Genomic DNA, 13,103 nt, shown 5'->3' with positions numbered 1-13,103 from the left:
TCAGCCCGCTCTCAGCGCCATCGTCATCGCCTCCACCGCCAGCAGCGGGGCCACATTGCGGTCCAGGGCGTCCCGGCAGGCGGCGATCGCCTCGATGCGGCGGAGAGTGGCCTCGGGAGAGCCGCCTCGGGCCAACCGCTCCAGGGTGTCCTCGGCGTCCCCGTTGGCCAGCGCGACACGGGTGCCGAGCTGCAGGGCGAGGACATCGCGGTAGAAGCCGGTGAGGTCGGTCAGCGCGAGGTCCAGGCTGTCGCGCTGCGTACGCGTACGGCGCCGCTTCTGCTTGTCCTCCAGGTCCTTCATCACCCCCGCCGTACCGCGCGGCATCCGTCCGCCCTGGACCGCCCCCAGTGCCGTCTTCAGCTCCTCGGTCTCCTTGCCGTCCATCTCCTCGGCCAGCTGCTTGGCGTCCTCGGCGGCCGCGTCGACGAGTTCCTGGGCGGCCTTGAGCGCACCACCGATCTCCTCGACCCGCAGCGGCAGCTTCAGCACGGCGGCGCGGCGCGCACGGGCGGCCGGGTCGGTGGCCAGGCGCCGGGCGCGGTCGACGTGTCCCTGGGTGGCGCGGGCCGCGGCCGCGGCGACGGCGGGCTCGATGCCTTCCCGTCGTACGAGCATGTCGGCGACGGCGTCCACGGACGGGGTCAGCAGATTCAGGTGGCGGCAGCGCGAGCGGATCGTGGGCAGCACGTCCTCGATCGAGGGCGCGCACAGCATCCAGACGGTGCGCGGCGCGGGCTCCTCCACCGCCTTGAGCACGGCGTTGGCCGACTTCTCGTTGAGCCGCTCGGCGTCCTCGACGAGGATGATCTGCCAGCGGCCGTTCGCCGGTGAGGTGAACGACTTCCGGACGGTGTCCCGCATGTCGTCGGCGAGGATCTGGCTGCCGACCGCGGCGACGGTGGTGACGTCGGCGTGCGTCCCGACGAGGGCCGTATGACAGCCGTCGCAGAACCCGCAGCCGGGCGAACCGCCGAGCGCGCGGTCCGGTGACACGCACTGCAGCGCGGCGGCGAAGGCCCGCGCCGCCTGGTTCCGGCCGGCGCCGGGGGGCCCGGTGAACAGCCAGGCGTGGGTCATCTTCGACGCCTCGGGCGGTGGGGTGCCGGCCGCGGCGGCGGTGACGAAGGCGTCGGCGTCCCGAGCGGCGGCGTCCAGCTGCTCGGCCACCTTCTCCTGGCCGACGAGGTCGTCCCATACGGTCATGTGTCACCCCGCCCCTTCGTCACGGTTCGCCCCTTCGTCACGGGTGCGTGTTGCGGGATCCATTGTGCGGGGTGGCACTGACAACGACGGTCGCCCGACGTCAGCGGCGCCCTCGCCCACGTCGTCCGCGGCCCTCGTCCTGCTCGTCCTGGTGCGGGCCGAGCAGCTCGTCGGCCAGCGAGGGCAGGTCGTCCAACGGCGTCTCCTCCGCCCAGTCCGGCCGGGGCCTGCGCCGAGGCGTCCCGTCCGCGTCGAGCTGGGGCATCTCGCGCGTACGGTCCTCGACCCCTTCCGGCCGGACCGTCACGGGCTCGTCCCGGAAGAACCCGGGCGGCACCCGATCCGCGGCGTCCTCGCCCCGAACCGGCGGCAGCACGGCCGTCTCGTCCGCGGCGCCCGGCACCACGGGAGGCAGCACGGCCGTCTCATCCGCGGCGCCCGGCACCACGGGAGGCAGCACGGCCGTCTCATCCGCCGCACCTGGCACCACCGGAGGCAACACCGCGGTCTCGTCCGCAGCCCCAGCGGGAGCCGGCGGCTGCGGCAGCTGGGTCGTCACCTCGGAGTCGGACTCGCTCCCGGACGGCGCAGCGGCAGCACCAGTACCCCTGCCACCGTCGGCACCACGACCCCCGTCGGCCGCCCCCGCACCGTCACCGTCCCGCACCGGCCGCAGCACGGCCGTCTCCTCCACCGGGCCGCCGGACGCGTTCGTCGGCGTCACCACCGGTGTGGGCACGGTCGCCGCGTCGACCGGCACCGCGGGCGCGGTGGGCTGCCTGGGGCCCGCCTCCGCGGCGGCCGCGGCCTCCTCGGCGAGCCGTCGGGCCTCCTCGGCGCGCAGCAGCGCCTCCTCGGCCTTGCGCTGCTTCTCCAGCCGCTTCGCCTCGGCCTCGGCGTGCAGCCGGGCCTCTTCCTCGGCCTGCTTGCGCCGCCGCGCCTCGTCGGCCTTGCGGCGGGCCTCCTCCTCGGCGCGCGCCTTCTCCTCGGCGAGCAGCCGCTGCCGCTCCTCCTCGGCCCGCCGACGCGCTTCCTCGGCCCGCTGCCGGGCCTCCTCCGCCTGCCGTTCGGCCTCGCGCCGCTGCGCCTCCTCCAGCTCGCGCCGCTTGCGCTCCTCCTCCTCGGCGCGGAGCTTGGCGAGCTGCTCCTGGCGCTCGCGCTCGAGCCGCTCCTCCTCCGCCTTCCGGGCGGCCTCCTCCTCCGCCTTGCGGCGGGCCTCCTCCTCGGCCTTCCTCCGCGCCTCCTCCTGCTCGCGGATCTCCTGCTCGGACAGCGGCAGCATCTGGTCGAGCCGGTGCCGTACGACGGTCGTGACGGCCTCGGGCTCCTGGCCGGCGTCCACCACCAGATACCGTCCGGGGTCGGCCGCGGCCAGCGTCAGGAAACCGGACCGCACGCGCGCGTGGAACTCGGCGGGCTCGGACTCCAGCCGGTCCGGCGCCTCGGTGAACCGCTCGCGGGCGCTCTCCGGGGAGATGTCCAGCAGGACCGTCAGGTGGGGCACCAGGCCGTTCGTCGCCCACCGGTTGATGCGGGCGATCTCGGTCGGGGAGAGATCACGGCCGGCGCCCTGGTAGGCGACCGACGAGTCGATGTACCGGTCGGAGACGACGACCGCGCCGCGCTCCAGGGCGGGCCGCACCACGGTGTCCACGTGCTCCGCCCGGTCCGCCGCGTACAGCAGCGCCTCCGCCCGGTGCGACAGGCCCGCGCTCGACACGTCCAGCAGGATCGACCGCAGCCGCTTGCCGACCGGTGTGGCGCCCGGCTCGCGGGTCACCACGACCTCGTGGCCCTTGGCCCGGATCCACTCGGCGAGCGCCTCGGCCTGGGTGGACTTGCCCGCGCCGTCGCCGCCCTCCAGGGCGATGAAGAAGCCGCTCGCGGCGGGCACCGTCACCGGGTCGTCGCCGCCGAGCAGCGCGTCCCGCAGATCGTGCCGCAGCGGCACACCGGAACGGTCGTCGACCTTGGCCAGCACCAGCGCGGCCACCGGCAGCAGCAGCGCGCCGACCAGCATGAGGGTGAAGGCGGCGCCGCCGTGTGCGAACACGAACCTGCCGTTCTCCAGGCGGTGCGGGCCGATGCCCGCCGCGACCACCGGAGCGACGACCGCGCCGAGTGCCACCGAGACCCGGACGACCGCGTGCAGATGCTCCGTGGTCCGCGCCCGCCGGTAGTCCTCGGCCTCCTGGTCGAGCAGGGTGTGGGCGATGTTGGCGGCTACACCCGCGCCGACACCGGCGAGGCCCAGGATCAGCACGACGCTGGTGACGTCCGGGACGAGACCCGCGGCCAGCAGCGCGATGCCGGTGAACGCGATCGCCAGGGCGAGCAGACGGCGCCGGGACAGCGACACCAGCAGCTTCGGCGCCGTACGGATGCCGGCGACGACACCGCCGGTGAGCGTGAGCACCAGCAGCCCGAAGAGGGCGGGGCCGCCGCCGAGGTCCGTGGCGTGCAGCGCCGACACGGCGACGGCCGCGGAGATCGCGCCCGCGACGGCCGCGGCGGCGAGCACCAGCAGCGGGATGGCGCCGGTACGCCCCTTGTCGACGCCCGTGCCCGTCTTGGGGCGGCGCAGGCCCTCCAGCGGCGAACGCGCGCGCGGGGTGCGGGTGCCGGGCAGTTCGAGGAAGGTCACGACGGACAGGGAGGCGGCGAACAGACCGGCCGCCACATACGAGGCGAGCGCCGCCTGATGCTGTTCGAACCAGGCGATCCCGGTGCCCAGAAGGTTGTTGAGCAACGCCGCGACGACGAGCGCGGCGGCGGCCAGGGGGATCGCCACGAAGCTCGTGCGCAGCGACAGGCGGCGCAGCGCGTCCATATGGTCCGGCAGCGGCCGTACCGTAGCGCCCTCCAGCGGCGGGGCGGGCAGCAGCGCGGGCGCCGCGCTCTCCCGGCACACGGTCCAGAAGCGCTCGGCGACTCCGGTCACGAAGGCGGTGACCAGCACGACCGCCAGCGCGTCGGCCGGCATCCAGTCGATCCACAGGGGCGCGACGATCAGCGCGAGGACGCGGACGCCGTCGGCGCCGACCATGGTCCAGCGGCGGTCGAGCGGGCCCTCCTGCGCGGTCAGCGAGGTGAGCGGGCCGAGGAGTACGGCGCCGAAGAGCAGCGTCGCCAGGATGCGCACCCCGAAAACGGTCGCCACTGCGAACGCCACGCCCCGGTAGTCGCCCCCGAAGGAGCCCTCGGCGATGGCCGCCTGGAGGGCGAGGACCACCAGCACGAGAAGGGCGAGGGTGTCGCCGACCGACCCCACGAGGTGCGCGCTCCACAGCCGCCTCAGCTGCGGACGGCTCAGCAGGGCGCGGACGGCGCGCTCGCGGGAGTCCGCGACAAGGGCGTCGTCGGGGGCCGGGTGGTGGGCCGTTGGCTGCTCCGCTCGCGTCATGCTTTCAGCCTATCGGGAGCGACTGACAACCCACGGCGTGCGCCCGAACGTGCGCACGCCCCGACACCAAAGCGATACCGGGGCGTTCGTTTCGCGAACGGGATGTGAAGGAGCCGGCCCTCAACAGGCCCGGCCCCGCACCCTCGTCACTCCGTGGCCGTCGCCTTCTTCGCGGCGGTCGCGGCCGTCTTCTTGGCGGTCGTCTTCTTCGCCGCCGTCGTCTTCTTGGCGGCGGTCTTCTTCGCGGCCGTCGCCTTCTTGGCCGGGGCCTTCTTCGCGGGCGCCTTCTTCGCCGTCTTCTTGGCGGGGGCCTTCGCCCGCTTCTCGGCGAGGAGTTCGAAGCCGCGCTCCGGGGTGATCTCCTCGACGCTGTCGCCGGAGCGCAGGGTCGCGTTGGTCTCCCCGTCGGTCACATACGGGCCGAAACGGCCGTCCTTGACCACGACCGGCTTCTCGCTGACCGGGTCGGTGCCCAGCTCCTTGAGCGGCGGCTTGGTGGCCGCCCGGCCCCGCTGCTTGGGCTGGGAGTAGATCTCCAGCGCCTCTTCGAGGGTGATCGTGAAGAGCTGGTCCTCGGTCTGCAGCGAGCGGGAGTCCGTGCCCTTCTTCAGATACGGGCCGTAACGGCCGTTCTGTGCGGTGATCTCCTGGCCCTCGGCGTCGGCGCCGACGACACGCGGCAGCGACATCAGCTTGAGGGCGTCGGCGAGGGTCACCGTGTCGAGGGACATCGACTTGAACAGGGAGGCCGTACGCGGCTTGACGGCGTTCTTGCCGGTCTTCGGGGTGCCCTCGGGGAGCACCTCGGTGACGTACGGGCCGTAGCGGCCGTCCTTGGCGACGATCTGGTGGCCCGTCTCCGGGTCGGCGCCCAGCTCGAAGTCGCCGCTCGGCTTGGCGAGCAGCTCCTCCGCGAGCTCGATCGACAGCTCGTCGGGTGCCAGGTCCTCCGGCACGTCCGCGCGCTGGTGGTTCTCGGAGTCCTTCTCGCCGCGCTCGATGTACGGGCCGTAGCGGCCGACCCTGAGCACGATGCCGTTGCCCACCGGGAACGAGGAGACCTCGCGGGCGTCGATCGCGCCCAGGTCGGTCACCAGCTCCTTGAGGCCGCCCAGGTGGTCCCCGTCGCCGTTGCCGGCGTCGGCCGCGCCGCCGTCCGCAGTGCCCTCACCGAAGTAGAAGCGCTTCAGCCACGGCACGGACTGGGCCTGGCCGGCCGCGATGCGGTCGAGGTCGTCCTCCATCCGGGCGGTGAAGTCGTAGTCGACGAGCCGCCCGAAGTGCTTCTCCAGGAGGTTGACGACGGCGAAGGACAGGAAGGACGGGACGAGTGCCGTGCCCTTCTTGAAGATGTAGCCACGGTCGAGGATCGTGCCGAGGATCGTCGCGTACGTCGACGGGCGGCCGATCTCGCGCTCTTCGAGCTCCTTGACCAGGGTGGCCTCGGTGTAGCGGGCCGGGGGCTTGGTGGCGTGCCCGTCGACCGTGATCTCCTCGGCGCTCAGCCGGTCGCCCTCGGCGACCTGCGGCAGCCGGCGCTCGCGGTCGTCCAGTTCCGCGTTCGGGTCGTCCGCGCCCTCGACGTAGGCCTTCAGGAAGCCGTGGAAGGTGATCGTCTTGCCGGAGGCGGTGAACTCGACGTCCCGGCCGTCGGCGGCGGTGCCGGCGATCTTGACGGTCACGCTGTTGCCGGTCGCGTCCTTCATCTGGGAGGCGACGGTCCGCTTCCAGATCAGTTCGTACAGCCGGAACTGGTCGCCGGTCAGGCCGGTCTCGGCGGGCGTGCGGAAACGATCACCCGAGGGGCGGATCGCCTCGTGCGCCTCCTGCGCGTTCTTGACCTTCCCGGCGTACGTCCGCGGGGCCGACGGCAGGTAGTCGGCGCCGTACAGCTGCGTGACCTGGGCGCGTGCGGCGGTCACGGCGGTGTCGCTGAGGGTCGTGGAGTCCGTACGCATGTAGGTGATGAAGCCGTTCTCGTACAGCTTCTGGGCCACCTGCATGGTCGCCTTGGCGCCGAAGCCGAGCTTGCGGCTCGCCTCCTGCTGGAGCGTGGTCGTACGGAAGGGGGCGTACGGCGAGCGGCGGTACGGCTTGGACTCGACGGACCGCACGGAGAACCGGGTGTTCTCCAGAGCGGCGGCCAGGGCGCGGGCATTGGCCTCGTCGAGGTGGAGGGTGTTCGCGCTCTTGAGCTGTCCCAGGGAGTCGAAGTCACGGCCCTGCGCGACCCGCCTGCCGTCGACGGTCTGCAGCCGGGCGACCAGCGACGACGGGTCCGAGGAGTCCCCCGCACGGCCGGTCGCGAAGGTGCCCGTCAGGTCCCAGTACTCGGCGGAACGAAACGCGATGCGCTCGCGTTCCCGCTCCACCACGAGCCGGGTGGCGACCGACTGGACACGGCCCGCCGAGAGTCGCGGCATGACCTTCTTCCACAGGACCGGCGAGACCTCGTAGCCGTAGAGACGGTCGAGGATGCGGCGGGTCTCCTGGGCGTCGACCATGCGCTTGTTGAGGTCGCGCGGGTTGGCGACGGCCTCGCGGATCGCGTCCTTGGTGATCTCGTGGAACACCATGCGCTTGACGGGGACCTTGGGCTTCAGCACCTCCAGGAGGTGCCATGCGATGGCCTCGCCCTCGCGGTCCTCATCGGTGGCGAGGAAGAGCTCGTCGGAGTCGGCGAGCAGATCCTTGAGCTTTTTGACCTGGGCCCGCTTGTCGGCGTTGACCACATAGATCGGCTGAAAGTCGTGGTCGACGTCCACACCGAGACGGCGGGCCTCGCCGGTGTACTTCTCCGGCACCTCGGCGGCGCCGTTGGGGAGGTCGCGGATGTGCCCGACGCTCGCCTCGACGACGTAACCCGGGCCGAGATAGCCCTTGATCGTCTTCGCCTTGGCAGGCGACTCGACGATGACGAGTCGGCGGCCGCCCTTTGCGGTCTCGCTGGTCGGGGACAACTTCGCTCTTCTCTCTCCGGTCGACGCTGGGGCCTCCCCAGGCCTACGTCCCGGGGCACAGTCATGGTGACGCTGCGGAGTGTGACGGTACATCCCGCCCCCGTGTCAAACGGGAAAAGCCCACAACGGCCACTCGAACGGTAACCCGAGTCGCGCCATTCCTGCCGCCCGGAGTGCTCAGCGGCATTCCGGGATCTTGCGGAAGGCCGTCTCCCGGTCACCTCCGCCCCAGGCCGTCACACGGCCCCGGACCAGGTCGGCCGACCTCCGGGAATCCTGAGCCGGGCCGTCGTCACACGCGCCCGAAACACCACACGCCGAGCACGAGAGCCCCTACGCCGGCGATCACGGCGACGGTGGCGGATGCGACCGGGTTCACACCGAGGGCGACGGGTCGGCGGTGCCGGAGCCGGACGCCGACCCAGACCAGCAGAGCGGCTCCGAACAGGTCGAACACCGTGCCGGTGAAGATCGCCGGGCCGCTCTCCATGGTGAGTCCTTCCGGTGCGGGATACCGGCACCGGACGTTGCCACGGGCGGGCGACGCACGGGCGAACCCGGGGTGAACGCGGGGCGCCGGTGCACCGCGCCCCACCCGGCCGGGGAACGTCATGCCGAGCCGGACGCGGCCGGAGTGGCCTGCCCGGTCTCCTTGCCGCCGTCGGCGGGCTCCAAGGTGCAGATCATCGTCGTGAACCCCTGGTTCCAGTACTCCTTGGAGGGCCACCAGCCAGTGATGTACCGCTTGGTGCCCGGTGCCCAGGTCGACTGGAACTTGTTGCCGCACAGCTTGTCGTGCTCCTTGGTCCCGGTCGTGAAGTCCATGTTCGCCGGGGCATCGGCGAAGCCGATCACCTGGTCGGTGTGGCCCTGGCCGCAGTCCGTGAGATAGGTGTGGATCGTGTCCTTGTCCTCCTTGTAGGTGAAGCAGTCGCCGACGCTCATCTGCGCGGACGACATGTCCACGCCCGCGTCCCGGAACCTTCCGATCTCGCCCCCGATCGGAACATGCCGGCCGAGCACCAGACAGGCCGTACTGCCCTGGGCCGCGCCGAAGCCCTGCTGAGTGGGGACCACGGCGTAGTACCCGGCGTCCGGGAGGCTCTGGGCGAGGGGTTTGCTCTGGCGAGCGCAGCGGTCCGCTCCATGATCACGGGCGTCGGCGTAGTCCGCCGCCGAGTCGACGGCGACCACCTGGCCCTCGGGGGTGTCGGCCGCGCAGTCCACCACCCCGAGGTTGGGCGCGGACTTGAACGGCTCCCCGGTCCAAACCGCCTTGACACAGTCCCCCGCCTGCAAGGCCTTGGTGAGTCCGACCTCCTTGCCGTACACGAAGACCGGCCCGGTCGGAGCGGGCGCGGAGGACGCCGGGGACCTGGGGGCGGACGCGGTCGGGTGCGGCCCGGGCTTGTGCTGGTTGCCGGTCAGCGAGATCGCCCCCCATACGCCGGCACCGATCACCAGAGCAACCGCGGCCACCACGGCGACGAGGATCTCGGGTCGCCGCCGACGCCCCGTATCACCGCTCTCCGGTACGCCCGCGGGGCTCTGCCCGGGTCCACCCGGGTACGGGGGCGGCGTACCGCCTCCCGCGTACGTCACCGTGGGGCTGCCCGCGTAGGGATTCCAGCCCTGATACGGTCCCGGGCCCTGCGGCCCGCCGGGTGTCTGCGGGGTGTTGGGGGTCTGCGGTGCGCCCGGCGTCTGCGGTGCGGGCGGTGCCCCGGGCGTCTGCGGCCCGCCCGGCGTGTACGGCGGTCCACCCGGCGTGTACGGCGGCCCGCCCGGGGTGGCCGGAGACGCTCCCGGGCCGGCCGGGGGCGCTCCCGGCGTGAACGGCGGCGTGCCTCCGTACGGCCCGCCGGCCACATGGCCCGCGGGCGCGCCGCCCGACCCGTACCCGGGCGCCGACGGGGTGTTCGGGGTGCCGCCCTGGGCCGGTCCGCTCACCGCGTATCCCTGCGGCACACCGCCCGACGGGCCCGGCTGCGGTGACAGGTTCCCGACGTACCCCTGAGGCGGGCCGAAGACCTGCGCGGGCGCGCTCGCGGCGGCCTGCTGGAGGACCCGCTCCAGTCCGTGCCGCACGGTCTCCGGCGCCGAGCGGCGCGTCGGGTCCTTCACCAGCAACCCGTGCAGCACGGGCGCCAGTTCGCCCGCGCGGACCGCCGGGGTCGGCTCCTCGCCGAGGAGGGCCGTGAGGGTCGCGTAGTCGCCGTTGCGGTCGAAGGGGCCGCGGCCCTCGACGGCGGTGTACAGCGTGGCGCCCAGGGAGAACAGGTCGGCGGCCGGGGTGGGCGGCTCGCCACGCGCGCGTTCCGGCGCGAGGTAGCCGGGGGTGCCGAGGATGCCGGCGGTGGCGGTGAGCCGGGGTTCGCGGGACTCGGGCATGAGGGCGATGCCGTAGTCGGTGAGCAGCACGCGCGCGTAGGCGTCGCCCGAGGCGTCCGGGGCCAGGAGGATGTTGGCCGGTTTCACGTCCCTGTGCAGGATGCCGATCCGGTGCCCGGCCATGAGCGCGTCCAGGACGGCGAGGCCGATCCGGGCCACCCGGTCGGGCGGCAGCGGGCCCGAACCCCGGGTCATGGCCTGGAGGTCGACCGCGTCCGGGACGTACTCCATGACGATCCAGGGGAGGCCCTCGTGCACCACCACGTCGTGCACGGTGGCCACATGCGGGTGGCCGCGCAGCCGCGCCGCGTGCCGGGCCTCGCTGCGGGCGCGGGCGATGCGCTGCGCGATCTCCTCGCCGTCCGTCGGCACGTCCGGCAGCGCGATCTCCTTGACGGCGACCTCGCAGGCGAGTTCCACGTCGTGGGCGAGCCAGACCCGGCCCATACCGCCCGCTCCGAGGGTCCGCACCAGCCGGTACCGCCCGTTGATCATCCGGCCTTCGCCGTGCTGCGTCGTCCCACCGGCCATGGTGCCTCCCCCGAGACAGCGCGCCTCCCCCGAGGACGCGTGGAGCCTGTCTCTAGAAAGTAGCGTCGCATGCACCACTGACAGGAGTACTTTTCATCATCAATCCCGTAAATCCCGTCAGATCGGGCACAGCCGGTGCCAGGGGTGCGGAACCGCCCCAGGGGTGACATGCGGCCCGGGATCACTCCACCGGCACGAGGAACCCCTGCTCCACCAGCAGCCTGATCTGCGCCGGCGTCCGGTCGCGCAGCAACACCGGGTCCTCCCCGACCAGTTGGGCGATGGCGTCCAGGATGCGCCCGGCGCTCAGCGAGCCGTCGCACACGCCCGCGAAGCCGGCGCCGACCGTGTCCACCTTGGTGGCCCGGCGCATTCCGCGGTTCTGACGCAGCACCACATGCTCCGGGTCCTCGGCGCCGGGCAGCCCGACCTGCTCCTGCACGACCTCGCCGGCGAGCCTGAAGTGCCCTTCCAGCAGGGCCGCGTCGTCGTGCGCGCGCAGGTAGTCGAGGCGGTCGAAGTGCGCCCGTACGGTGTCGCCCAGCGGCTGCTCGACCGGGTGCGGCCACTCCTCCACGGTGATCGAGGGCTCGGCGGCGGCCGTCTTACGCAGGGTGATCCAGCCGAAGCCCACGGCCCTCACCTTGCGCGCCTCGAACTCGTCCAGCCACGCGTCGTAGCGCGCCTGGTACTCGGCCGGGTCCCCGCGGTGGTCACCGGCGTCCCTGAGCCACAACTCGGCGTACTGCGTGACGTCCTGCACCTCGCGCTGCACGATCCACGCGTCGCACCCGCGCGGCACCCACGACCTGAGCCGGTCCTGCCAGTCCTCCCCCTCCACGTGCTGCCAGTTGGCGAGGAACTGCGCGAACCCGCCCTCGTTCAGCCGCACCCCCGCCCCCTGAACGAGCGAGCGGCACAGATCGTCCCCGCCCATCCCACCGTCCCGGTAGGTCAGCCGCGCACCCGGCGAGATGACGAAGGGCGGGTTCGACACGATCAGGTCGTACGTCTCGTCGTCCCTGACCGGCTCGAACAGCGACCCCTCGCGCAGATCGGCCGCCGGCGCGCCGGACAGCGCCAGCGTGAGCGCCGTGATGTGCAGCGCGCGCGGGTTGAGGTCGGTCGCCGTCACGCGCGTGGCGTGCCGTGCGGCGTGCAGGGCCTGGACACCGGAGCCGGTACCGAGGTCCAGGGCCGAGGAGACGGGCGTACGGACGGTGATGCCGGCCAGGGTCGTGGACGCGCCGCCGACGCCCAGGACGACTCCCTCGTCCCTGCTGCCGATCCCGCCCGCGCCACCGACCGCGCAGCCCAGGTCGGACACGATGAACCAGTCCTCGCCGCCGGGCCCGCCGTACGGCCGTACATCCACGGTCGCGGCCACCTCGTCGGCCCCGGCCCGCACCAGCCATCCGCTCTCCACAAGGGCGTCGAGCGGCAGAACGCCCTCCACGCGCGCGTGCGGCACGGGCTGCTGCAACAGGAACAGCCGTACGAGCACCTCCAGCGGGGTGTCCCCGCGCGTCGCCCGGAGCGCGGGCACGGTCTCGCTGCGTGCCAGCGCCGCGTACGCGGGGGCGCCCAGCAGTTCGAGCAGCCCGTCGGCGGTGAAGGACGCGCCGAGCAGGGCGTCCCGCAGCCGGGCGGCGACTTCGGCACCACCGGAGGCGGGGGTGGCGGGCAGGGCGGGGAGGCTGGAGGTACTCACGCCCCCATTGTGGCCGCCGGGAGCGGCCGCTCGCAGCTCTGTGTCAGCTCGTCGTCGCGGGCGCGGAAGCGGGCGCCGAAGCGGGCGAGCTCTTGCAGCTGGCCTGCTTGGACATCGCCTTGCCGACGTTGCCCTCCTCCAGGGTCTTCAGCGCGTCGTTGCCGCTCTGGCTCAGCTTGTCCAGGGAGGTCGCGATGCCCTTGAGGCCGTCGGCGAACTTGGCCTGGTCCTTGATGTCCAGCTTGCCGACCTGCGCCTGGAGCGTGGCATAGGACGCGGCGATGTCGTTGAGCTCCTTGACCGCGTTCTTCTGCTTCTGCGCCCCGTTGTCGACGTCCGGCGCCCCGGCGCTCTGGACGGCGGCCCCGATCGCCCGGTAGGCGTCGGACATGTCCTGGAAGGCCTGTGCGTCGGTCTTCTGGACGTCCGCCGGCGCGCTGTTGTCCGAGGTCTGCTTCTGGATCGCGGCGTTGGCGCCCTCGATCTTCTGGGCCTGCGGCTGTACGGCGTCACAGACCTGCTTGGCCCAGGCGTTCAGCTTGTCGTTGTTGCCGTTGCCGCTGCTGCATCCCGACAGCGCCAGTACCAGTACCGCACCGCCGGACAGTGCGGCCGCGAGCTTCTTGTTCACCGGATTGGTCCCTTCCATGGCTCTCGGCCCCGGAACATACACGCCGCATCGACGTCAACCGCATGCCAACCGTCCACTAGAGACCTATTTGCAGCTATTTGCACCAGGCGAGAGAAGGCTCACCGTGAGGCTGCACACACATGCCCCGCACAGACCGGGCACGGATGCGGAAACGGGCGGACGACGCGTCACCACGCGTTCGATGACACTCGCCCTGTTCGACAAGCACCTCGCCGACAACACGGCGCTGTCGACGGTGGTCGGCGCGGC

7 protein-coding genes are annotated in these 13,103 nt (G+C 72.6%); all 7 read right to left on the bottom strand.

What is annotated here, in order from left to right:
* On the bottom strand, positions 1 to 1,206 hold the full coding sequence (locus tag ABZT17_RS36245; protein ID WP_356355515.1) for a DNA polymerase III subunit delta': 1,206 nt from the start codon (positions 1,204 to 1,206) through the stop codon (positions 1 to 3).
* A gap of 100 nt (positions 1,207 to 1,306) precedes the next feature.
* Positions 1,307 to 4,609, bottom strand: coding sequence for a dTMP kinase (gene tmk, locus ABZT17_RS36240; RefSeq protein WP_356355513.1), 3,303 nt, complete (start codon positions 4,607 to 4,609; stop codon positions 1,307 to 1,309).
* A 146-nt stretch (positions 4,610 to 4,755) separates the two neighbouring features.
* Positions 4,756 to 7,569, bottom strand: a complete 2,814-nt coding sequence (topA, locus tag ABZT17_RS36235) for a type I DNA topoisomerase (RefSeq protein WP_356355511.1) — start codon at positions 7,567 to 7,569, stop codon at positions 4,756 to 4,758.
* Between the two features lie 292 nt (positions 7,570 to 7,861).
* Positions 7,862 to 8,059, bottom strand: coding sequence for a hypothetical protein (locus ABZT17_RS36230; protein ID WP_356355509.1), 198 nt, complete (start codon positions 8,057 to 8,059; stop codon positions 7,862 to 7,864).
* A gap of 119 nt (positions 8,060 to 8,178) precedes the next feature.
* Complete coding sequence (locus ABZT17_RS36225) at positions 8,179 to 10,491, bottom strand: serine/threonine-protein kinase (protein WP_356355508.1); 2,313 nt, start codon at positions 10,489 to 10,491, stop codon at positions 8,179 to 8,181.
* A gap of 181 nt (positions 10,492 to 10,672) precedes the next feature.
* Positions 10,673 to 12,202, bottom strand: coding sequence for a class I SAM-dependent methyltransferase (locus ABZT17_RS36220; protein WP_356355507.1), 1,530 nt, complete (start codon positions 12,200 to 12,202; stop codon positions 10,673 to 10,675).
* Positions 12,203 to 12,245: 43 nt separating this feature from the next.
* Positions 12,246 to 12,851: a small secreted protein gene (locus tag ABZT17_RS36215; protein ID WP_356355505.1), complete on the bottom strand. Its 606-nt coding sequence runs from the start codon at positions 12,849 to 12,851 to the stop codon at positions 12,246 to 12,248.
* Between the last annotated feature and the right edge of the window lie 252 nt (positions 12,852 to 13,103).

This window comes from Streptomyces sp. NPDC005648, assembly GCF_040605395.1.
GTDB lineage: Bacteria > Actinomycetota > Actinomycetes > Streptomycetales > Streptomycetaceae > Streptomyces.
This window is presented reverse-complemented; position numbering and strand designations above follow the sequence as displayed.

What these genes read in the sequence shown, in the direction of transcription:
- ABZT17_RS36245 (WP_356355515.1), bottom strand. Translation starts at nt 1,206, where the DNA reads ATGACCGTATGGGACGACCTCGTCGGCCAGGAGAAGGTGGCCGAGCAG.
- tmk (WP_356355513.1), bottom strand. Translation starts at nt 4,609, where the DNA reads ATGACGCGAGCGGAGCAGCCAACGGCCCACCACCCGGCCCCCGACGAC.
- ABZT17_RS36230 (WP_356355509.1), bottom strand. Translation starts at nt 8,059, where the DNA reads ATGGAGAGCGGCCCGGCGATCTTCACCGGCACGGTGTTCGACCTGTTC.
- ABZT17_RS36225 (WP_356355508.1), bottom strand. Translation starts at nt 10,491, where the DNA reads ATGGCCGGTGGGACGACGCAGCACGGCGAAGGCCGGATGATCAACGGG.
- ABZT17_RS36215 (WP_356355505.1), bottom strand. Translation starts at nt 12,851, where the DNA reads ATGGAAGGGACCAATCCGGTGAACAAGAAGCTCGCGGCCGCACTGTCC.